The sequence below is a fragment of the Pontixanthobacter aquaemixtae genome (assembly GCF_009827395.1).
GTDB lineage: Bacteria > Pseudomonadota > Alphaproteobacteria > Sphingomonadales > Sphingomonadaceae > Pontixanthobacter > Pontixanthobacter aquaemixtae.
This window is the reverse complement of the sequence record NZ_WTYX01000002.1, coordinates 947,213-967,243: the sequence shown is the minus strand read 5'-3', so window position 1 is coordinate 967,243 and position 20,031 is coordinate 947,213. Positions and strand designations below refer to the sequence as shown.

Below are 20,031 nucleotides of genomic sequence, written 5' to 3'. Positions count from 1 at the left end.
CAGGGCTTCGACAAGCTCAGCCCGAACGGAGAGTGAGATGTCGTGGCAAAAAGAACTCGAAGAATTGCGGCAGCGCGAGGCGCTTGCCGAGCAGATGGGCGGCGAGGAGAAAGTCGCGCGTCAGCATGGGCGGGGCAAGATGGATGCGCGGGCGCGGTTGGCGGCGCTGTGCGATGAAGGCTCTTTCCGCGAAATCGGCAAGATTGCGGGCAAGGGTTCCTATGACGCAGACGGCAATCTCGAAAGCGTGCTCCCCGCGCCGTTCCTGTTCGGCAAAGCCACCATCCATGGCCGCCCGGTGGTCGCCACGGCGGACGATTTCACCATTCGCGGCGGCGCGGCGGATGCGGGGATCAAGCGCAAGATGGTGCAGGCCGAGCGGATGGCGCATGAGCTGAAACTGCCGATCATCCGCATGATCGACGGCACCGGTGGCGGCGGCAGCGTGAAAACGCTCGAACAGATTGGCGCGACCTATATCCCCGCGGTTCCGGGCTGGAGCGATGTGGTGACCAATCTCGATACGGTGCCGGTGGTGGCGCTCGCGCTTGGGCCAACCGCCGGCCTTGGCGCGGCGCGCATCGTCGCCAGCCATTATTCGATCATGGTGCGCGGATTGTCGCAGATTTTTGCTGCCGGTCCCGCCGTGGTCGATGGTTTGGGCGCAAGCTACAAAAGCGCCGCCGATCATCAGCAGGCCAAGGAAGAATTGGGCGGCAGCGATATCCACACGCGCAACGGCGTGGTCGATGACGAGGTGGCGAGCGAGGCCGAGGCATTCGCCCGCGCGCGCCATTTCCTCAGCTTCATGCCCGAATATGCCGGCCAGCCCGCGCGCCGCGCCGAATGCAGCGATCCGGTGGACCGGCGCGAGGAAGCCCTGCTCAGCCTCGTCCCGCGCGATCCCAAGCAAGTCTATTCGATGCGCCGCGGCATGGACATGCTGTTCGATCAAGGCACCGTGTTCGAAATCGGCCGCAATTGGGGCCGCGCGGCGATTACCGCCCTTGCGCGGCTCGATGGCTGGCCCGTCGCTGTGGTCGCCAGCGATCCCAGCTTTCTGGGCGGATCATGGGAAGCCAAGACCAGCGAAAAGGTCGAGCGTTTCGTCAAACTGGCCGACCAGTTTCGCCTGCCGATTGTCCATCTGGTCGACAATCCCGGCTTTATGATCGGTCGCGAGGCGGAAATGGCGGGCACGATCCGCTACGGCGTGCAGGCGATGAACGCGATCTATAAAGCCAGTGTTCCGCTGGCCAGCATCGTGATGCGCCGCGCCTATGGCATCGCCGGAAGCGCGATGAGCAATGCCGACCGCTATCAGTACCGCTATTGCTGGCCCAGTGGTGATTGGGGCTCGCTGCCCATCGCGGGCGGACTGGAAGTGGCGTATAAATCCGATCTGGAAGCCGCCGAAGATCCGGCTGCCGAGTTGGAAAAGATCAAGGCGCGGCTGGAAAAAGTCACCTCGCCCTTCCGCAGCGCAGAGCTGTTCAATGTCGAGGACATTATCGACCCGCGCGACACGCGGCCGCTGCTGTGCGAATTTGCCGATATTGCGTGGCGACGTCTCGAATCCGAAACTTAGCCAAGGCAGGCCTTGCACAAAGCCGCGCAATCCGCGACCATACCTCACATTCAAAAATCAGAGGATGGTAGGGTGATGACAAGCAAACGCAAACTTGGAAACCGTATGGTGCATCCGGTTGGTCTGGGGTGCATGAGCCTGTCCTGGGCCTATGGCGATAAGCCGCCCCAGGAAGAACGGCAGAAGCTGCTCAATCGCGCAATCGACATCGGCACCGACCATCTCGACACCGCGCGCATTTATGGCCTCGGCGACAATGAGACACTGATTGGTGAGACGCTGTCGGACCGCCGTGAGAAATTCTACCTTGCCTCAAAAACCGGGATCATCGTTGAAGGCAAAAACCGCGCAATCGATTGCCGCCCGGAACGGATTACCGAGCAGCTTGAGATCAGCCTTGAGCTCCTCAAGACCGATCACATTGACCTTTATTACATGCACCGTTTCGATCCAAAGGTGCCGATTGCAGAAAGCGTCGGTGCGCTGTCGCGGGCAGTGGAGGCTGGCAAAATCGGCGGCTACGGCGTTTCCGAATGGTCGTCGGCGCATATCCGTGAGGCGCATGCCGAACATCCCGTCACCGCAGTACAAAGCGAATACTCGCTATGGACGCGCAATCCCGAACTCGGCCCGCTAGAGACCTGCGCCGAATTGGGAATCGCCTTCGTTGCTTTCTCGCCGGTCGGGCGCGGCGCGCTATGCGGGGGGTTGGTGCCTTCGGAACTGGGTGAGCGCGATTTCCGGCGCACCATGCCGCGCTTCCTGGAGGAGCACTGGCCCACCAATGACGCGCTGATCGCGCAATTCTGTGATCTGGCAGCAGGCGCTGGAATGACCGCCGCGCAACTCTCGCTCGCATGGGTGCTGGCGCAGGGCGATCACGTCCACGTCATCCCCGGCACCACCAGCATCGAACATCTGGAAGACAATTTCGCTTCGGGCGATCTGACGGTTGACCCTGCGCTGCTCGAAAAGGTCGATCAACTGATCAATTTCGAGACCGTGTCTGGTCACCGCTATTCGCCAGAGGGACGGGCCTCAATCGATAGCGAGGAGTTTGAGGGCGCAGCCTAAGCGTTGTCGACCCGCTGCTGCGCGAATTTGCGGATATTGCGTGGCCCAAGCTGGGCAGCAAGGCCTAATAATTTCCGTGCATTTGCATATATCGGCGCGCTTCGCCCGGCGCGCGGAACAGCTTCATCCGTTCTGAAAACAGGACAAGAGCCAAACCGAGCACAGAACAGGCCAACATCGACATGGCCAAAGGCTGCGCAGTGCCATCATAGGCCTGCCCGATAGCCCCGCCCAGAACCGCGCCCGTTGTCATGCGAATGCTGGTCTGGATCGACGATGCGGCCCCGGCAATATGCTGGAACGGCTGCATTGCGATGGCGCTAAAATTGGCCCCGATAAAGCCCAGCATAGCCATCGACAGCGCCAGCAGCGGAATGAACTGGAACAGCGATTGTTGCGGCTGGCTCGCGGACCAGAGCTGGGCAAGGCTGACAATGCCGAAACCGATCAGAGCCGTGTGCCCTACGCGGCGCGCGCCAAACCGTTCCACGATCCGCGAATTGAGGAAGTTCGCACCCACCATACCCAGCACCGAAGAGCCGAAGATGATCGCAAAATAATCGCCCGCACCGAAGCTTTCGGAAATGAGCTGCTGGCTGGAATTGAGAAATCCGAACAGGCTGCCGAACACCAGCGCGCTACCCACCACATACCCGATCGATTCGCGGCGGATAAGCGCTTCTTTCATATTCCGCAGAATGGTCAGCGGGCGGATATCCTGCGCATTTGCTTCGGTCAGCGTTTCGGGCAGGCGCAGCCATACCCACAAGCCAACAAGCGTCCCCATCACTGCCATCGCGCCGAATATCGCGCGCCATCCCAGCAGCATCAGGATCACCTGCCCGATCGCGGGTGCGACAATCGGCACCACCAAAAAGATCATCATGATCAGGCTCATCAACCGCGCCATCCGGTCGCCGCCGACATGGTCTCGGACAATCGCGGCAGGCACCACGCTCAATCCTGCACAGGCGATCCCTTGCATCAGTCGCAGACCGATCAGCCATTCAAAACTGGTCGCCAGCGCGCAGCCGATTGACAGGACAATATAGGACAACAGGCCCACAAACAGCACCGGCCGCCTGCCGAATTTGTCGGCAAATGCGCCGGGGAAAAATGCCCCCAATCCGGCGCCCAGAAAATAGGCGCTGATCACGAACTGGCGGTTATTGCCGGTTGCGGAAAGTTCTTTCGCCATCTCGCCCAGCGCGGGCAGCATCGCATCGATGCCGAAAGCTTGCAGGCTCATCAACAAAGCCATCAGCACGATCATCTCGCGCTCGCCCAGCGACTTTTTGGCGGGTTCGGTTCGGGAAATCATCTATGGGCCTTGCGCGGTTCAGCGCGGAAAGGCCAGCAAGATTTTGTTGCAGGCCTGTGCACAATAGTTCCGCTTTCGTTCCAATGCGTGTATTCGGGGGGCATGGCGGATGAAGGCGATCAGAACGGCGGACAAGCGGACGCCGGGGAAGAAGAAGGCGGCCTGCGCAAAATCATCCATGTCGATATGGATGCGTTTTTCGCCAGCGTGGAACAACGCGACAATCCCGAATTGCGCGGAAAGCCGGTTGCAGTTGGCGGATCGGGCGGGCGCGGAGTGGTCGCCGCCGCCAGCTATGAAGCGCGCAAATTTGGTGTGCGTTCGGCAATGCCATCGGTCACTGCAAAGCGGCTCTGCCCCGATCTGATTTTCGTGCGCCACCGCTTTGATGCCTATAAGGAAGCCTCCGCCAAAATCCGCGAGATTTTCCGTTATTTCACCCCGCATGTTGAACCGCTCAGCCTTGATGAGGCCTATCTCGATGTAACCGATGACATTCACGGCATCGGCAGCGCTACCCGGATTGCCCAGCTGATCCGCGAACGGATCAAACAGCAGACCGGCCTCACCGCCAGCGCGGGGGTGAGTTACAACAAATTTATCGCCAAGCTTGCCAGCGATCAGAACAAGCCCGACGGGATGTGCGTGATCAAACCGGGCGAAGGCGCGCAATTTGTCGCCTCGCTGCCCGTTCGCCGGTTTCACGGGGTTGGCCCGAAAGGCGCGGAAAAGATGGCCAAACTCGGGATCGAAACCGGGGCCGATCTGGCGGCCAAGGATGTCGAATTTCTCCGCGCCAATTTCGGCAGCATGGGGGATTATCTCTACCGCGCGGCACGTGGGATTGATTTGCGCCCGGTGCGCGCCAACCGGATCCGCAAATCGCTGGGCGGGGAACGGACCTACAGCGAAGATATCTCCAGCGGCGCGGCGCTGCGCGAAGCGATGGACAACATTATCGACATCGTGTGGGAGCGGATAGAGCGCGCCGAAGCGAAAGGGCGCACGGTCACGCTGAAGCTGAAATATACCGATTTCACCACGCTGACCCGCGCCAAGTCGCTGGCCGGCAATGTCGCCGACAAGATGGAGTTCGCGCGCATCGGGCACGAATTGCTGGAGGAATTGCTGCCCCTACCTTTGCCGATCCGGTTGATGGGGCTGACGCTGTCCAATCTGGAAGGCGACAAGAACAGCGAGGAACGCAAACCCGATACCGCGCAATTATCGCTGCTCTGACACGGAGCGATACAGGTCCAGCCGCCGCTGCGTTGTCTTGGTCAGCGGTTCGGGCAGCGAGTCCATCGCGAACATCCGCGCTTCGATCACTTCGCGCATATCGGCCGCAGGCGGTCCGGAAACTTTCGCGGCAAACACGTGAACCCTGTTGCGCGCACCGTGGATAATGGTGTGTTGTACGCCCAGCGGCACGATTGTCTCCGCCTCGCATCCGGTTTCTTCGCGCAATTCACGGCGCGCGGCATCGACCGGTTCTTCTGCGCGGTTTACTCCGCCGGTGGGAATGTTCCACCCGCCCGATCCATAGCTCAGCCGGATCAGCAGCAAGCGCCCTTGCGCATCGGTTGCCACAACGGCGGCGCCTTCGATTTGCGGTCGGGCAATTTGCCACCACAGGCTGCGCAAAAAATCGGCGGTTTTATAGAGCAGCCGGTGCAAAGGCGCGGGGATCAGGCGAAGCATGTGACCGGCTGGTCTGCCGCCGCCAGCAGCCGCGCGATAGGCAGATCATGCGCTGCGTTCACCGCCGTATCGAACACCGCGCGCTTATCATCGCCGCGAATGACAAAGGCCAGAGCATCGCTGTTAAGCAGCGCCGGTATCGTCATCGTGATCCGGTCAAACGGGGCTTCGGGTGGCAATGGGTCGGGCGTCAACCGGCGCATCGCCTGCGGGTCATCCACCCGCGGATCGGTATTGGGAAACAAAGAGGCGATATGCCCGTCCGCGCCCATTCCCAGCCATACCAGCGCAAAATGCGGCGGCTGCGCGTCTTCGCTCAGCGCGACGATGTTGGCACCCGCCGGTTCGAGCAAGGCCCGGATCTTTCCGGTGTTGCTGGCTTCGTGATCTTCGGGAACGATCCGGTCATCGCCCGGCCACACATCGATCCGGCGCCAATCGAGCGATCCGTCGATCAATTCTTCGAGAACGGGAAAAGGTGTCGAACCACCCGGAATGCTGATTGCAATGCGTCCGTCAGCCGCGCCGAGCGCTGATGAAAGCCGTTCCCGCAGCCACGCAGCAATGGCGGCGTTATCGGCATTTTCGATGATCGTCAGATTGTCCATCGCCGCCCTATACCAAGCAACCCGCGCCGGCGAAATGCCGTGCGGGTGCTAGGGCAGCGATGCATACGAATTACCGAATTATTGCAGCGTTTGCGTGAGGAACCAGACGCGTTCTTCGGCTGCGTCGGTCCAGTCATCGAGCAAGCCGTCAGTGGCGTTGTCGCCCGCCTGGTCCGCCAGCGGTTTCATTGCTTTCAAGCGCTTGACCATCGCCGCATTGTCATCGCGCAGCTCGGTAACCATCGCTTCGGCCGAGAGCGACACGTCGTCCTGGTCTTTCACTTGGGTATTTTGCGCCACCGAACCGATCGATGTCAGCGTGTTTGCGCCCAGCTTGCGCACGCGCTCGCCGATAATGTCGATCTGGTCGCGAAGCGCGATTGCCTGTTCGTCAAACAAAAGATGGAGATCGCGGAAACGCGGCCCCGCCACGTGCCAGTGGAAATTTTTGGTCTTGAAGAACAGCGCCATATGGTCGGCCAGAAGTCCGTTCAACTCGCTTACCAGCGCCGCTTTCGAATTGTTGCCTGTGTCGGTCATGGGAAATTCCTTTCTAGTTGCGATATATGTCTATTCAACGGCTTTCCCAACATCGGGTTTCCCTATAAGTTTTGGCTTTAGTGATCGACAAAAGCGATTAACCGAGCAATCCGCGTGCCGACAAGCCGATTGCAATTGCGGCAATTGCCAAGGCAACGGCCATCGCAATCCTCAGCTTTCGCAAAGGCAGTTTGCCCGCCAATTCCTCTGCCAGAAACCAGCCGACAATCACCGCGCCAATCCCGCCCAGCGCGCCGCCAATTCCGGCAAACCACGGGATGCCCGACCCGGCAGCGAATGCGAAAATCAGGAACCGCGAACCATCGCCCATTTGCCGGGCGAGCAGCACCAGACCGATCGCCACGAGCGATCGCGTGGGTTCCTTGATCAGGCTGCGCTTGTTGGGCCAGGCAAGTTCGGCCGCGGCGATCATCAGCGCGAATGCGACCAGCATGGTCTTGCCCGCGCTGGGCAGCATTGCGGCGATATATTGCCCGGCGAAAGTCATCGCCACCGCAGTGCCAATCGCCACCGCGCAGCCGACCAGCAGCAGCCCGGTGCTGCGCCCCAGCTTCGCGGCGATATTGGCAATCAGCAATTGGTCGCGGCTGCCAAGCGATGTGGCCATCACCGCAACAAGAGCGAAGAGAAATCCGGACATGAAAGCGGTCTAGCGCCGCCATTGCGGCAGCGCCAGCACCGCGCCCGACCTGTCTCTATCTGGACCCGTTAGGCGGGTTTCAGCCGAACCACGGCCCTGTGATCGCCAGCGTTGCCGTGGGGCTGTAGGCATTGACGAACATGGTCTTGCCGTCGGGGGAGAAACACGCGCCCGCAGGTTCGGTCTGGATACGCAGCAGCGCCAGCGGATAGGCCACGCCTTCCGGCGTGATGCCGCGCAGATGGTTGGTCACGACATCGGTATATTGGTCTTCGCAGACAATCAGATGGCCGTTCGACTGGACGCAGACATTGTCGCCATAATTGAACTGGTCGGGATCGGTGCTTTCGAAGAACAGCTGCAGCCCGTCTGACCGTTTTCCGCGCCCGGGAACCAGTTTGAAAATCTGCCCGACTTTGGCCGCACCGCCGCTGGTGCAGGCGAAATAGAGCTCGCCCTCGCCCCAATGGATACCTTCGCCGCGCGCAAATTTGACGCCGCCTTGCGCCGCCGCGCGCGTCCGCAGATCATCGTCGGGCGATTCGACATCATCGAGATCGATCCAGCGCACTTCGTGCATATCGCCAACCTGCATCGTCACACCTTCGTGATTGCGGCTGTCGGTGGTGCCATCGACCAGCGCCAGCGCTTGCAATTTGCCGCCTTCGGCCAGCTTGCCCGGCACATTGGGGATGAAGCGGTACAGCATCGAGTCGCCGCGATCTTCGGTCTGATAGACAATGCCGGTTACCGGATCGACGCAGGCAGCTTCGTGATTGAAACGCCCCATCGCTTTCAGCGGCGCGGGATTGACCAGCTTGCCGGCATCGGCGGGCACTTCGAACACCCAGCCATGATCATGGTCGTTCTTGTCGCTGGCGCTGAACACGGCTTCCTCGCAGGTCAGCCATGTGCCCCAAGGGGTGATGCCGCCCGAACAGTTCCGCACTGTTCCCGCGAGCGAGTAATATTCTTGTTCGATCTCCAGCGTTTCTGCATCGAGAACGATGGTGGTGGTGCCGCCGGGCATCACCGCTTTGCCTTCGATCCGGTCAAAACCTTCGGGAATGTCCTGCAGATATTCGGGGCGCGGCATCAATTCATGATTGCGGACCAGCGCGATTTTGCCATTGCCAAGATCGAAACAGCCCATCCCGTCCGCCGCGTCGGGCACGGTCAGCCCGTCGCTCATCGGATTGCCAAGCTTGGAAATGACTTTGTAGGAAAAGCCCTTGGGCAAATCGAGCATGCCCGCCGGATCGGGAACCAGATCGCCATAGCCGGTGAAATTGGCCGGGCTTGCCGCCGCGGTCGCGATTCTGCTGCCCCCGGTCGAACAACCGCTGGCCACCAGCGCGGCAAATGCGGTTCCGGTCGCGCCCAGAAACTGGCGGCGGTTTTGGCTGATAGTGCCGGATGCGGTCACGGGGTTGGCTTTTTCCATGTGTCGAGGGCTTTCTCTACATCTTGCCATGAGACAAGTTTGAAGTTTTGAGCGGATGGTTCGTTCTTACCATCTTGCGCCACAAAAACACCCCCCGGGAAGCGCGCGCCGAAATTTCCGGTGTGAAGCGCAATCCCGTCTGTTTCCTCGGTCGCACCATAAGCACCCGCGGCAATGCGGAAGCGCCCGGTGGGTTCCATGTCGGGCAGGCGGTAGCGGGCATAGCTGTTATCGCCCTGGCTCGATGCGATCAGCCAACCGCCATCCTTGCCATCAAGCGCAATGGCCAGTCCTTCGACGTCAGCGACCAATTGCTTGTTGTCGATTGCGGCGACCAGTTGCCCGGTAGTCGCGCCATCGGCAAACCGCCAGATGCCGGCGTTTTCCTCGCCTATATAGAGCGTGCCGTTGCGCGGATCGACGACACAGCCTTCGGGCTGTGTCGGGACGGAAAATTCGCGCAGCAAGGGGCCCGATGGCTGGGGGTTTGGTCCGCCCAGATTGTCGAGCGAATATTCGCGGATAGTGCCGTCTTTCAGCACCGCAAACACGCTTTGCCCGCCGGCCTTGGCCGACATGCACAGCCCGTAAGCTTCGCCCGCGCCGCTGGCGATCGAACCGATGGATTGCAATTTGCCCGCCTTGGTATCCAGCCGGTACAGCGCCACGCGCGACTGGAGCGGATCGGTCCGGTCGCTTGCCGCCACCACCACGCCCAGCGCACCCAGATCGAGCAGATCAACATTGTTGAGCAGCCCGCCCGGATTGAAGTCCATGATCTTCCCGTCGAGATTATAGACATACAATCCCGCCTTCTTGTCGGTCGCGACAATGAAGCTGGCTTCGGGATTGTCCGCATTACGCCAGATTGCCGGGTCGTCCGCAGCATCATCATTGGCGGTTCCGACAGGCACGGTTTCGGCCAGCGCCGTCACCGAAACCGCCGGATCACCCATCACCATCGGCGCCCCGCAGCCGCCCAAGCTGGCTGTCAGGCTGGCGGCCAGCGCCGCCATTCCAGTAAAGTGAATCCGCATCAGAACGTCACCCTCGCACCGAATTTCATCGTCCAGTTATATTCTTCGTATTGGTACAGATTCTGCTGATTGCCCAGATTGTTATAGGCAAAATATTTGGCATCGTTGATGTTGATCCATTCGTAGAACAGCTTGACGTTGTCGTTCACTTTGAACTTCGCGCTGAAATCGAGCTGGAAATGGTCATCGACATAGCGGTCGCTGTTTGGCGAACCGCCCAGCTCGTCGAGATATTTGTCGCGGTAGGTACCCGCCAGACGCATCTCGAAGGGGCCTTTTTCATAGCCGATCACGCCGTTGAACGTGTGTTTGGATGATGACGGCAGCGGCACATTGCGGAAGGTGTTGACCGATGCGGTGTCGGTGAATGATCCGTCAGGAACACTGCCCATTGCATCGGTATAGGTATAGTTCGCTTGCAGGATCAGACCGCTAAGGACACCCGGCAAGAAGTCGAAGCTTTGCGCGAAGCCAAGCTCCACGCCCCACACTTCGCCGCTGGGGCCGTTGATCGGAATAACCGCTTCATCAAACGCGATGCCGTTGAAAACGCCGGGCGTATCCACTTCGGCATCGACGATGAAATTCTTGATGTCTTTGTAGAAGAACCCGGCAGTGATCGCGCCGTTGGACGACATGTAATATTCCGCCGTAGCGTCAAAATTCCATGCCTCGAACGGGACCAGCGCCGGATTGCCGAATTCGCCTTCGATCTCGTCATCATCATTGACTTCAACTGCGAAACGCGGCGCCAGTTTGCCCAGACGCGGCCGGACAATGCTGCGATATCCGGCGAGGCGGAAGATCAGATCATTCTGCGCTTCGTAGCGGATATTCAGGCTGGGCAGCCAATGTTCGTAATTGCGGTCAAAAGTCGTCGGGGTGACAATCACCGTATCGTCAGTTGCGGTGCTGCCATCGGGCAGAGTCGCATCTTCTTCAAACAGGGTGACATTGTTGCCGGTGATGACATTCTTGGTCCGTTCGTAACGGACACCGCCGATGACCAGCAGATTGTCGGTTTCCAGACGGCCCAACAGATATCCGGCCATCACATCTTCATCGACGCGGTAATCCTCCACCGCTGAATCGAATTGCGAATCCACTTCCTGCAATTCGAACTGGTCAAAATTGCTGCGGAAGAATGTTGTATGCGCGGTCGAATCCGGGATCGGTGACAGATCGGCGATTTGGTAAGTCTGCGAACCCAGAACATCGCCCAAAGTGTAATCGCCCGGCCCGTCATATTCGTAAAACTCGACATTCTTGTCGTAGCTTTTTTCGCGCCAGCGGCCTTTAAAGCCGGCCTGCACAGTGAAGGATCCATTATCCAGCAGGAATTCGCGCGCGAGATCGACTTTGGCCGCCCATTCTTCGTCCTGCGCGTTGGATAGCGCGGTCAGCTCGATATCGTTGAGTTCATATTCAAACGGATCGAGGAAATCTGCGGTATTGCCCGATACCGAATAGGTCGGGACGCGCGGATCGCTGTAATCGAACCCGACTGTCAGGCCGTCACCGTCAAAATCACGCTCGAACTGGGTCGGATCGATAGAGCCATCCTCGCGCTCGCTGGATTTGGAATAGGCCAGCGAGTATTCGGCGCGCCAGCCATTGGTTTCGGTCTCGCCGCCGATAACGACGCTGCGGATACGCTGGCGTTCGAAACGGTCTTTCACATCGCGTTCTACGGTAAATTCTTCATCGGCATCGCTGAACGTTGCGCCGGTGCCTGTCTGGCTGCTGGCGCCGCCATCGAAATCACCCAGATCGAAAGTCAAACGGCGGCGATATTCCTGATCGTCAAACTGGCTCCACACACCTTTGGCATAAAGCTCTGTGGTGTCGCCAACGCGGAAATCGAAGCCGAGCGTGGCGCTGATGCGTTCGCGCTCAACGTCATAATCGCGATACTGGACTTCGGTTGCGAATGGTCCCGATCCGGCATCTTCCCAACCATCGGCTTCGATATTGTCGGTTTCGAATTTGCGGCGGTAGAAGGAAACGCCGCCCGACACGCCGACATTGTCGCTGAGCCTGCTGGCAAAATCCACGCTGCCTTTGGGCGAAAGCGAATCGGACAAGCGGTTGTAGCTGCCTTCGATCTTGGCAGTGAGCAGGTCTTTCTTGCGCGAAAATGCGCTGGTGGTGTTGATCTCGATAGAAGCACCGATCGTGTCGCCATCCAGATCCGGAGTGAGCGATTTCTTGATCTCGATCGATTCGATAATGTCGCTGGAAATGACATCGAGTGCGACCGAGCGGACATCGCTTTCCGGCGCGGGCAAGCGTACACCGTTGAGCGATGTCGCGTTAAGGCCCGGATCAAGGCCGCGGACCGATACAAACCGGCCTTCGCCCTGATCGTTCAAGACATTGACGCCAGGGACGCGGCGCAGCGATTCGGCCACATTCTGGTCAGGAAACTGGCCGATCGCATCGCGAGTCAGGACATCGCTGACACCATCAGCGGCGCGTTTGCGCGACAGGGCGCTGGCAAGGTTCGCGCTCTGGCCGATGACCAGGATTTCGCCATCCGCGCCGCCAATGCTAAAATCGACCCGCACCACACCGTTCGCGGGAACGTCCACCGTTTGGGTGACGCTGTCTGCGCCGACAAAGCGCGCGACCAGCGTATATGTGCCCTCGGCCACATTGCCGAAAAAGAAGCTGCCATCGCTTTCCGCCGTGGCCGTGCGGCCCAGTTCGACAATGGTAACTTCGGCGGCCTGCAGCGCGACAGTGTCGCTGCCGTCAACGACATAGCCAGTGACATCGCCAGCGAAAGCGGGCGTGGCAATATTGGCCGCAACCGCCGCTGCACAAGTGGTCAGAATCAATCGAGTATGTTTCATGGTAAAGCCCCAAATCAGAAGTTGGGGGCGCGCTAGGCACTGCAAGTGACTCCAAAGAGACAGTTTGGTGACCAAGCGATGACAATCGACAGGCTTTGTGTGACAAAACTGTCAAACATCGGGCGTATTTTTGCTTGCCTCAAATGCGCCGGTCAGCCCACAAGTGTGTCTGACCAAGGGAGAGATATATGAAATTGGAAGCGGGCATGGCCGCAGTTGTAACCGGCGGCGCTTCGGGATTGGGCCGCGCCAGCGCGCAAGCTCTGGCCGATGCCGGGCTGAAAGTCGCGATTTTCGATATCAATGACGAAGATGGCGAAGCGCATGCCAAGGCCATTGGCGGCACATTCCACCATGTCGATATCATGGATGAACAATCGGTGGTTGACGGTTTCGAAGCAGCGCGCGCTGCCAACGGGCAGGAACGCGTGACGGTCCATTGCGCGATGGCCAGCAAGCGCGGCAAAACGCTGGGCTGGGACAAGGAAAACCACTGCTACAAACGCTTGCCGACAGAGGATTACGCCTTTGGCGCCGAAGGCATTCTGGTGGCGAGTTACCGCGTCGCTTCGCATTCTGCCCTGGGAATGGCGAATGCCGAAGCGCTCAATGATGACGGGGAGCGCGGATCAATCACGCTGACCGCTTCGGTCGCCGCGCAGGACGGACAGATCGGGCAGACAATCTATGGCAGCTGCAAATCGGGTGTGAACGGGCTGGTTCTGCCGATGGCGCGCGATCTGATGGATATGGGCATCCGGGTAAATTCGGTCATGCCGGGGATTTTTGCGACTCCGCTGATGCTCGGCATGAAAGACCGCAATCCCAAAATGTGGGACCAATTGAACGCCAGTGTGCCCTTCCCCAAACGGTTGGGAGAGCCGGAGGAGTTTGCTTCTCTGATCGTCGAGATTGCCCGCAACACCTATATTAACGGCCACCAGTTCCGTCTCGATGGGGCAATCCGGATGCCGCCGCGATAGGCCGGAGCCGGGAGCAAACATGACACAGACCAACGAATATCCCGCCACAGGCTATGCCGCGACATCGCCCGAAAGCGGAGTGGCACCTTTCGAATTCACCCGGCGCGGGCTGCGCGACAATGATGTGCTGATCGACATTTCGCATTGCGGAATTTGCCATTCGGATTTGCACACTGCGCGCAATGATTGGGGCCGCACGAACTATCCGATTGTGCCCGGGCACGAAATTACCGGAACCGTCGCGGCAGTTGGCGATGCCGTCAGCGCGCATAAAATCGGTGACCGGGTTGCGATCGGATGCATGGTCGATAGCTGCAAAAGCTGCGACCACTGCGAGCAGGGTCTGGAACAATATTGCCAGCGCGGAATGGTCGGCACCTATGGCGGGACCGATCTGCATGACGGCACTAAGACGCAGGGCGGCTATTCCAACCGGATTGTGTGCCGCGATGAATTTGTGATCAAAGTGCCCGACGCGCTGAGCATGGAAGATGCCGCGCCGCTGCTGTGCGCGGGGATCACCAGCTATTCGCCTTTGCGCACCTGGAATGTCGGACCGGGCAGCAAAGTCGCGGTCGCGGGGCTTGGCGGGCTTGGCCATATGGGCGTCAAATTCGCCGTTGCGATGGGCGCGGAAGTCACCGTGCTCAGCCGCAGCGAAAGCAAGCGCGAAGACGCATTGGCGCTCGGCGCAGCGGACTTGCTCATCACCACCGACAAAGCCGCGATGCGCGCCAAGACCGGCTATTTCGATCTGGTGCTCAACACCATTCCGGTGAAACACGATGTCGCGCCCTATTTGCGGCTGCTGAAACTGGATGGCGCGCAGGTGCTGGTGGGCATGATCGACATGATGCCCGAAATGCACACCGGTTTGCTGCTGGGCGGACGCAAGATCCTGACCGGCAGCGGGATTGGCGGGATTGCCGAAACGCAGGAAATGCTCGATTTCTGCGCCGAGAAAGGCATCGCGCCCGACATCGAAATGATCCGCATGGACGAGGTCAACGAGGCCTATGAGCGGATGGAAGCGAGCGATGTGAAATATCGCTTTGTGATCGATATGAGTACGCTGTGATCGCGAAATTTGGGAGAGCGCGCAACGCGTGATCTGGTACCGCGCCTTGCCGCCTTCACTGGAAAAGGGACATAATGGATATTGATTTCAGCCCCGAGCTTGAGGAATTTCGCGCCGAAGTCTGCGCTTTTCTCGATGAAGCCCCCACGCCAGCGATCCGCGAGGCTGGGCGCAAGCTGACCAGCGTTTTCGCGCCGTTCGACCAGTGCATGGAATGGCACCAGATCCTTTACAAGAAAGGCTGGGCCGCGCCGTCATGGCCAGAGGAATATGGCGGCACCGGCTGGTCGGTCGAGCAGCGCTATATTTTTGCCGAGGAATACCGGAAACGCGACCTGCCGCCGCTGCTGCCGCAAAGCCTTGGCATGGTCGGGCCGCTGCTGATCGATCTCGGCACCGAAGAACAGAAGAAGAAATATCTGCCCGGAATTCTGGCGGGCAAGGATTTCTGGACGCAGGGCTATTCTGAGCCAAACTCGGGATCGGACCTCGCCTCGCTGAGCTGCCGCGCAGACAAGGACGGCGATGACTACATCATCAATGGCAGCAAGATCTGGACGACTTACGCGCATCACGCGAACCGCATGTTCATGCTGGTGCGGACCGACAATTCGGGCAAGAAACAGCAAGGCATCACTTTCCTCCTGCTCGACCGGGTCGATTATCCGGGCATGGAAATCCGCCCGATCATCGGCCTCGATGGCAGCCCCGAACAATGCGAAGTGTTCTTCGACAATGTCCGCGTTCCGCAATCGGGCCGCGTGGGTGAGGAAAATGACGGGTGGACCGTCGCCAAGCATCTTCTGAAGCACGAACGCGGCGGCAGCGCGGCCAGCCCGACGCTGAAACGCGGTCTGGAGCGCGCCCGCGAAGCCGCCAAAACAACCCCAAGCGGCTTTGGCACGATGCTGTCCGAAGATCCGGTGTTCCAGCGCGATATGGGCGAATTGGAAGCCGATATCGCCAGCTACGAACATTTTGAAAAACTGTCGGTCAGCGGGCATCCGATTTCCAAAGACCCGTCCTTCCCGTCAATGAACAAGACGATGAATTCGGAACTGGTCCAGCGGGTGACGGTGATGATCACGCAGGTCTGCGGGACCGAGGCGATCCCGTTCCAGAACGAGGCTTTGCGAGTCGGGGCCAATGTCGAACCGCTGGGGACCGATCTCGATCTGGTGGCGATGCCTTATTACCTCAACAGCCGCGCGACGACTATCTATGCGGGCAGCAACGAGGTCCAGCGGGACCTTATCTCGCGAACTGTCGGGCTGGAGAATTAAGCGATGGATTTCACTTTCACCGACGAACAGCAAATGCTGCGCGACAGCCTCTCGGGCTTCCTCGCCAAGAATTACGATTTTGACCAGCGCAATGCGATTGTCCGCTCCGAAGCGGGTTGGTCGCGCGATGTGTGGGGGCAATTTGCCGAACTGGGCGTTCTCGGCATGCCTTTCAGCGAAGAACATGGCGGCTTTGGCGGCGGCGCTTCGGAAATGGTCGCGATTGCCGAACCCTTTGGCGCGCATTTGCTGGCCGAGCCCTTTATTGCCAGCGTGGCCTTGGGCGGAGCGGCTCTGGCCGCGGGCAATTCCGACTGGCTCGAAAAAGTCATGGGCGGAGAGGCGATTGCCGCCTTCGCCTATGAAGAAGGGCGCGGCACCCCCGATCCCGAAGCCGTGGCGATGCAATCAGGCGGCAGCGGCGATGCCATCACGCTGAGCGGGGAGAAGCGCATGGTGCTGGGCGGGGCCGATGCCGATGTGCTGGTGGTCGCCGCAAGGCATGGCGACACGCTGGCGCTTTTCACCGTCGATCCGGCAGCAGAGGGAGTTGCGATAACATCCTATCCCACCATCGACGGTCGGCGTGCGGCCAATATCCGCTTTGACGCAGCGCCGGCCTCGCTGCTGCTGGGCAATGCATCGGACGCGATCCGCACGCTGCTCGACAATGCAATCCTTGCGATCTCGGCAGAAAGCATCGGCGCGATGGGGGCGTTGCTGAGACAGACCGCCGAATATGCCGCGACGCGCAAGCAATTCGGCGTCCCGATCATGACCTTCCAGACCATCGCCCACCGGCTCGCCGACATGAAAATCGCTTACAGCAAAGCGCGCGCGACAATGCTTTACACCGCCGCCCTGATCGAAGCGGGGCAGGCAGGGCCGAAAGATATCGCAATCCTGAAGGGGCAAACCGGAAAGCTGGGCCGCGAAATTGGCGAAGCGGCGATCCAAACGCATGGCGGCGTGGGCATGACAGACGAGCTCAGCATCAGCCATTTGCACAAGCGGATATTGGCCAATGATGCGCTGCTAGGCGGCTTTGAATATCATTTGCGGAAAGTCGGCACGCTGGCCTGACCGGCGATCAGATACACCAGTCGAGCTGCTGCCCGTCAGCGCTTTCATGCGTCATTTTCACGCGGTTGGTGACCATCCGGTCATACAGCTTGCGCACCAGATTGCTGCCGGTCTTCTCGAACATGAAGGGGAAAATGCCGTGCAGCACACAGGCCGCGCCCGCGGTAATCATCGGAAAGCCGAAGCTGGTCGCGGTGCGGAAATGTTCCGCATAGGTCTCGCCGACTGATTTGGGGTGTTCGGTAAAGATGTTCATTTGAGCTCCGGATTTACAGCATTTGCACCGCGAGAAGCGACAATGCGAAAGCAGTGATCGTGGTCATAATGACCGGCCCGAATGACCGCAAGCCATGCGACAGCAGCCCCGCCAGATTGGATTTGATCGCGGCGGCAATCACCGCGAAAAGCAGCAATGTGCTGGCCGCTTTCGCGCCCGTTTCTGCCACCGTATCGGGCAGAGCAACCAGGCTGTTCACCGCCACCAGCACGACAAAACCGACGATGAACCATGGCAGGCCCTGCTTCAGGCTGAACTTCCCGCCTTCAGCGCCCCCGCCGAATTTCTGCAGCGCCAGAGTGACAATCAGCAACACCGGCACCAGCAAGGTCACGCGCGAGAGTTTGACCACCGTGGCGACTTCGCCGGCATTTTCCGAATAGGCGAAACCGCCGCCAATCGACTGCGCCACATCATGGATCGACGCGCCGATCAGAAAGCCTGCCTGCGTGTCCGACAGTCCCAGAAATCCGGCAATCGCGGGATAGAATGTCATCGCCGCTGCGCTGGCAATCGTGATGCCCAGCACCACGATGGTAAATTGCGATTGGCCAATGCGCTTTTCGCCGATGATGCTCCACAGCGCGAGCGCCGCCGATATCCCGCAAATCGCCGTTGCCCCGCCCGCGAGCAGGCCGAACAGCATATCCTGTTTGAACAATCGCGCGGTGAACACGCCCACCAATATCACCACGGTCATTATCCCGATCAGCATGACAAAGGGCGACACGCCCAACCCCGAAATCTCGGCAAATGTGATCCGCAGGCCGAGCAGGACAATCCCGATCCGCAGCAAAGTCTGCGATGCCAGATCAAGCCCGGCCGAAAGCCGTTTGTCAGCGCTCACGAAATTGAGCGCCAGACCGATCAGCAGCCCCATCAGAATCGCAGGCGGGCCGTAATGTTCGCTCAGCCAGAGCGATGCAAGCGCCGCCACCGCGACCAGTACCAGCCCCGGAACATAGGACCCGATCGTGCGCTTCGCCGCCGGTTCGGCCAGCTGCATTTCGCCATACAGGTCAGCCATGAAATAGGCATCGCGTCCTGGATCCGGCACCTTTACCCCCAATCAAACTGGAGCGGGTGAAGGGAATCGAACCCTCGTCGTCAGCTTGGGAAGCTGCTGCTCTACCATTGAGCTACACCCGCATAATCGCCTTTGCGCGATTGCACTGCGCCGCATAAGGCGTCAACACGGATCACCGGGCAAGCTGCGGAAGAGAGACTTAGATGATAACCGATGATCGCGTGATACTGGGCTTGCTGGCAGCGGTGCTGGCTTTTGTGTTTTTCACCCGCGATCGCGAGGGATGGAAGAAATTCTACACCTTCATCCCGATCATTCTGGTGTGCTATCTGCTGCCGTCCTTGATGGTCACCTTCGGGCTGATCAATGTCGATGAAAGCAATCTGTGGCCGATTGCCAAGGATTACTTCCTCCCCGCCGCATTGTTCCTGATGACGCTGAGCATCGACATGAAGGGCGTGATCGGGCTGGGTTCCAAAGCGCTTATCATGTTCTTCACCGCCACCGCCGGGATCATCATCGGCGGGCCGATTGCCTTGTGGATCGTGGCGCAGTTTGACCCGGCGATCATCGGCACCGGCGCGGATGCGGCATGGCGCGGGCTGGCGACGCTGGCGGGAAGCTGGATCGGCGGCGGCGCAAACCAGACCGCGATGCTCGAAGTCTATGGCTATAATATCGAGAACTACTCCGCGCTGATCGCGGTCGATATCATTGTCGCCAATATCTGGATGGCGTTCCTGCTTTACGGCGCGGGCGACAGCAAACGCGTCGATGGCTGGCTCAAGGCAGACAGCAGCGCGATTGACCGCCTGCGCGACAAAATGGCCGATTACACCGCCTCCACCGAACGTGTGGCCAGCGCCAATGACTATATTCTGCTGTTTGGCGCGACCTTTGCCGTGGTTGGCCTATGCCATCTGGTGGCGACATTTGTTGGCGGGTTCTTTGCCGAGCTGTGGGGCGAGGAAGCAACGCTGGCGAGCAGCTTCTTCTGGGTGGTGGTCGTCTCGACCACGATCGGCCTGATCGCCAGCTTCACCCGCGCCCGCGATCTGGAAGGGATCGGCGCATCGAAATTCGGCACGCTGTTTATCTTCATGCTGGTCGCGGTGATCGGGACCAAGATGAACATTCTCAAGATCGCCGATGCGCCTGCCTTTATGGCCATCGGGATCATCTGGATGTTGATCCACACAATCCTGCTGCTGGCAGTCGCGCGGATGATCAAGGCGCCGTTTTTCTTCGTGGCGATTGGCAGCAAGGCCAATGTCGGCGGCGCGGCATCGGCGCCCGTTCTGGCCGCCGCATTCCATCCCGCGCTGGCTCCGGTGGGGGTTTTGCTGGCGGTGCTCGGCTATGCCGTGGGAACCTATGGAGCGATCCTGACGGCCTATCTGATGAGTCTGGTCGGCTAGCGCACCGGTCCGCCGGAACGCCATCACAAGAGTCGCATTGAGTCAGTGAACGC

General features: G+C 59.6%; 18 protein-coding genes and 1 tRNA gene. 8 read left to right on the top strand and 11 right to left on the bottom strand.

Annotated features, from left to right (window positions below; all coding sequences use genetic code 11):
• Positions 1-37 precede the first annotated feature (37 nt).
• On the top strand, positions 38-1,588 hold the full coding sequence (locus GRI41_RS13660) for an acyl-CoA carboxylase subunit beta (RefSeq protein WP_160605696.1): 1,551 nt from the start codon (positions 38-40) through the stop codon (positions 1,586-1,588).
• Between the two features lie 75 nt (positions 1,589-1,663).
• Positions 1,664-2,662, top strand: a complete 999-nt coding sequence (locus GRI41_RS13655) for an aldo/keto reductase (protein ID WP_160605695.1) — start codon at positions 1,664-1,666, stop codon at positions 2,660-2,662.
• 64 nt (positions 2,663-2,726) lie between these two features.
• Here GRI41_RS13655 and GRI41_RS13650 read toward each other — a convergent pair whose 3' ends face one another.
• Positions 2,727-3,983, bottom strand: a complete 1,257-nt coding sequence (locus tag GRI41_RS13650) for a multidrug effflux MFS transporter (protein ID WP_160605694.1) — start codon at positions 3,981-3,983, stop codon at positions 2,727-2,729.
• Positions 3,984-4,085: 102 nt separating this feature from the next.
• Here GRI41_RS13650 and dinB point away from each other — a divergent pair, with 102 nt between their 5' ends.
• Positions 4,086-5,222 (top strand): DNA polymerase IV, encoded by a 1,137-nt coding sequence (gene dinB, locus GRI41_RS13645; RefSeq protein WP_160605693.1) that lies wholly within the window; start codon positions 4,086-4,088, stop codon positions 5,220-5,222.
• On the opposite strand, the gene GRI41_RS13640 is transcribed toward dinB, so the two are convergent.
• The 7 genes from GRI41_RS13640 to GRI41_RS13610 form a co-directional block, all read right to left on the bottom strand.
• Positions 5,208-5,684 (bottom strand): NUDIX domain-containing protein, encoded by a 477-nt coding sequence (locus GRI41_RS13640; RefSeq protein WP_160605692.1) that lies wholly within the window; start codon positions 5,682-5,684, stop codon positions 5,208-5,210. The genes dinB and GRI41_RS13640 overlap by 15 nt on opposite strands.
• Complete coding sequence (locus GRI41_RS13635; RefSeq protein ID WP_160605691.1) at positions 5,672-6,292, bottom strand: 6-phosphogluconolactonase; 621 nt, start codon at positions 6,290-6,292, stop codon at positions 5,672-5,674. The genes GRI41_RS13640 and GRI41_RS13635 overlap by 13 nt, the downstream gene beginning before the upstream one ends.
• Positions 6,293-6,370: 78 nt before the next feature.
• The gene (locus GRI41_RS13630; protein WP_160605690.1) at positions 6,371-6,832 is read right to left on the bottom strand and encodes a Dps family protein; all 462 of its coding nucleotides are present in this window, start codon (positions 6,830-6,832) and stop codon (positions 6,371-6,373) included.
• Between the two features lie 97 nt (positions 6,833-6,929).
• Positions 6,930-7,493, bottom strand: a complete 564-nt coding sequence (locus tag GRI41_RS13625; RefSeq protein ID WP_160605689.1) for a hypothetical protein — start codon at positions 7,491-7,493, stop codon at positions 6,930-6,932.
• Between the two features lie 79 nt (positions 7,494-7,572).
• Complete coding sequence (locus GRI41_RS13620) at positions 7,573-8,937, bottom strand: alkaline phosphatase PhoX (protein WP_160605688.1); 1,365 nt, start codon at positions 8,935-8,937, stop codon at positions 7,573-7,575.
• A complete protein-coding gene (locus GRI41_RS13615; protein ID WP_160605687.1) occupies positions 8,916-9,974 on the bottom strand; it encodes a phytase in 1,059 nt (352 codons plus the stop codon). Before GRI41_RS13615 ends, GRI41_RS13620 begins: the two co-directional genes overlap by 22 nt.
• Positions 9,974-12,829, bottom strand: a complete 2,856-nt coding sequence (locus GRI41_RS13610; RefSeq protein ID WP_160605686.1) for a TonB-dependent receptor — start codon at positions 12,827-12,829, stop codon at positions 9,974-9,976. Before GRI41_RS13610 ends, GRI41_RS13615 begins: the two co-directional genes overlap by 1 nt.
• A gap of 188 nt (positions 12,830-13,017) precedes the next feature.
• Here GRI41_RS13610 and GRI41_RS13605 point away from each other — a divergent pair, with 188 nt between their 5' ends.
• From GRI41_RS13605 to GRI41_RS13590, 4 genes are all read left to right on the top strand, one after another.
• Positions 13,018-13,812, top strand: a complete 795-nt coding sequence (locus GRI41_RS13605) for an SDR family oxidoreductase (protein ID WP_160605685.1) — start codon at positions 13,018-13,020, stop codon at positions 13,810-13,812.
• 19 nt (positions 13,813-13,831) lie between these two features.
• Positions 13,832-14,890 (top strand): NAD(P)-dependent alcohol dehydrogenase, encoded by a 1,059-nt coding sequence (locus tag GRI41_RS13600; protein ID WP_160605684.1) that lies wholly within the window; start codon positions 13,832-13,834, stop codon positions 14,888-14,890.
• Positions 14,891-14,964: 74 nt separating this feature from the next.
• Positions 14,965-16,173, top strand: coding sequence for an acyl-CoA dehydrogenase family protein (locus GRI41_RS13595; protein ID WP_160605683.1), 1,209 nt, complete (start codon positions 14,965-14,967; stop codon positions 16,171-16,173).
• A gap of 3 nt (positions 16,174-16,176) precedes the next feature.
• Positions 16,177-17,256, top strand: coding sequence for an acyl-CoA dehydrogenase family protein (locus tag GRI41_RS13590; protein WP_160605682.1), 1,080 nt, complete (start codon positions 16,177-16,179; stop codon positions 17,254-17,256).
• A gap of 7 nt (positions 17,257-17,263) precedes the next feature.
• Here the strand turns inward: GRI41_RS13590 and GRI41_RS13585 are convergent, their stop codons facing one another.
• The 3 genes from GRI41_RS13585 to GRI41_RS13575 form a co-directional block, all read right to left on the bottom strand.
• Positions 17,264-17,512: a DUF6356 family protein gene (locus tag GRI41_RS13585; protein ID WP_160605681.1), complete on the bottom strand. Its 249-nt coding sequence runs from the start codon at positions 17,510-17,512 to the stop codon at positions 17,264-17,266.
• A 13-nt stretch (positions 17,513-17,525) separates the two neighbouring features.
• On the bottom strand, positions 17,526-18,590 hold the full coding sequence (locus GRI41_RS13580; protein WP_328600563.1) for a YeiH family protein: 1,065 nt from the start codon (positions 18,588-18,590) through the stop codon (positions 17,526-17,528).
• A gap of 18 nt (positions 18,591-18,608) precedes the next feature.
• Positions 18,609-18,682: transfer RNA gene (locus tag GRI41_RS13575), tRNA-Gly, on the bottom strand.
• A gap of 81 nt (positions 18,683-18,763) precedes the next feature.
• On the opposite strand from GRI41_RS13575, the gene GRI41_RS13570 reads away from it, so the two are divergent.
• Complete coding sequence (locus tag GRI41_RS13570; protein WP_160605680.1) at positions 18,764-19,978, top strand: DUF819 family protein; 1,215 nt, start codon at positions 18,764-18,766, stop codon at positions 19,976-19,978.
• Positions 19,979-20,031 lie beyond the last annotated feature (53 nt).

Coding starts and splice junctions, on each gene's coding strand:
- GRI41_RS13605 (WP_160605685.1), top strand. CDS start 13,018: ATGAAATTGGAAGCGGGCATGGCCGCAGTTGTAACCGGCGGCGCTTCG.
- GRI41_RS13630 (WP_160605690.1), bottom strand. CDS start 6,832: ATGACCGACACAGGCAACAATTCGAAAGCGGCGCTGGTAAGCGAGTTG.
- GRI41_RS13600 (WP_160605684.1), top strand. CDS start 13,832: ATGACACAGACCAACGAATATCCCGCCACAGGCTATGCCGCGACATCG.
- GRI41_RS13570 (WP_160605680.1), top strand. CDS start 18,764: ATGATAACCGATGATCGCGTGATACTGGGCTTGCTGGCAGCGGTGCTG.
- GRI41_RS13655 (WP_160605695.1), top strand. CDS start 1,664: ATGACAAGCAAACGCAAACTTGGAAACCGTATGGTGCATCCGGTTGGT.
- GRI41_RS13625 (WP_160605689.1), bottom strand. CDS start 7,493: ATGTCCGGATTTCTCTTCGCTCTTGTTGCGGTGATGGCCACATCGCTT.
- GRI41_RS13585 (WP_160605681.1), bottom strand. CDS start 17,512: ATGAACATCTTTACCGAACACCCCAAATCAGTCGGCGAGACCTATGCG.
- GRI41_RS13620 (WP_160605688.1), bottom strand. CDS start 8,937: ATGGAAAAAGCCAACCCCGTGACCGCATCCGGCACTATCAGCCAAAAC.
- dinB (WP_160605693.1), top strand. CDS start 4,086: ATGGCGGATGAAGGCGATCAGAACGGCGGACAAGCGGACGCCGGGGAA.
- GRI41_RS13590 (WP_160605682.1), top strand. CDS start 16,177: ATGGATTTCACTTTCACCGACGAACAGCAAATGCTGCGCGACAGCCTC.
- GRI41_RS13610 (WP_160605686.1), bottom strand. CDS start 12,829: ATGAAACATACTCGATTGATTCTGACCACTTGTGCAGCGGCGGTTGCG.
- GRI41_RS13660 (WP_160605696.1), top strand. CDS start 38: ATGTCGTGGCAAAAAGAACTCGAAGAATTGCGGCAGCGCGAGGCGCTT.
- GRI41_RS13615 (WP_160605687.1), bottom strand. CDS start 9,974: ATGCGGATTCACTTTACTGGAATGGCGGCGCTGGCCGCCAGCCTGACA.
- GRI41_RS13635 (WP_160605691.1), bottom strand. CDS start 6,292: ATGGACAATCTGACGATCATCGAAAATGCCGATAACGCCGCCATTGCT.
- GRI41_RS13595 (WP_160605683.1), top strand. CDS start 14,965: ATGGATATTGATTTCAGCCCCGAGCTTGAGGAATTTCGCGCCGAAGTC.
- GRI41_RS13640 (WP_160605692.1), bottom strand. CDS start 5,684: ATGCTTCGCCTGATCCCCGCGCCTTTGCACCGGCTGCTCTATAAAACC.
- GRI41_RS13650 (WP_160605694.1), bottom strand. CDS start 3,983: ATGATTTCCCGAACCGAACCCGCCAAAAAGTCGCTGGGCGAGCGCGAG.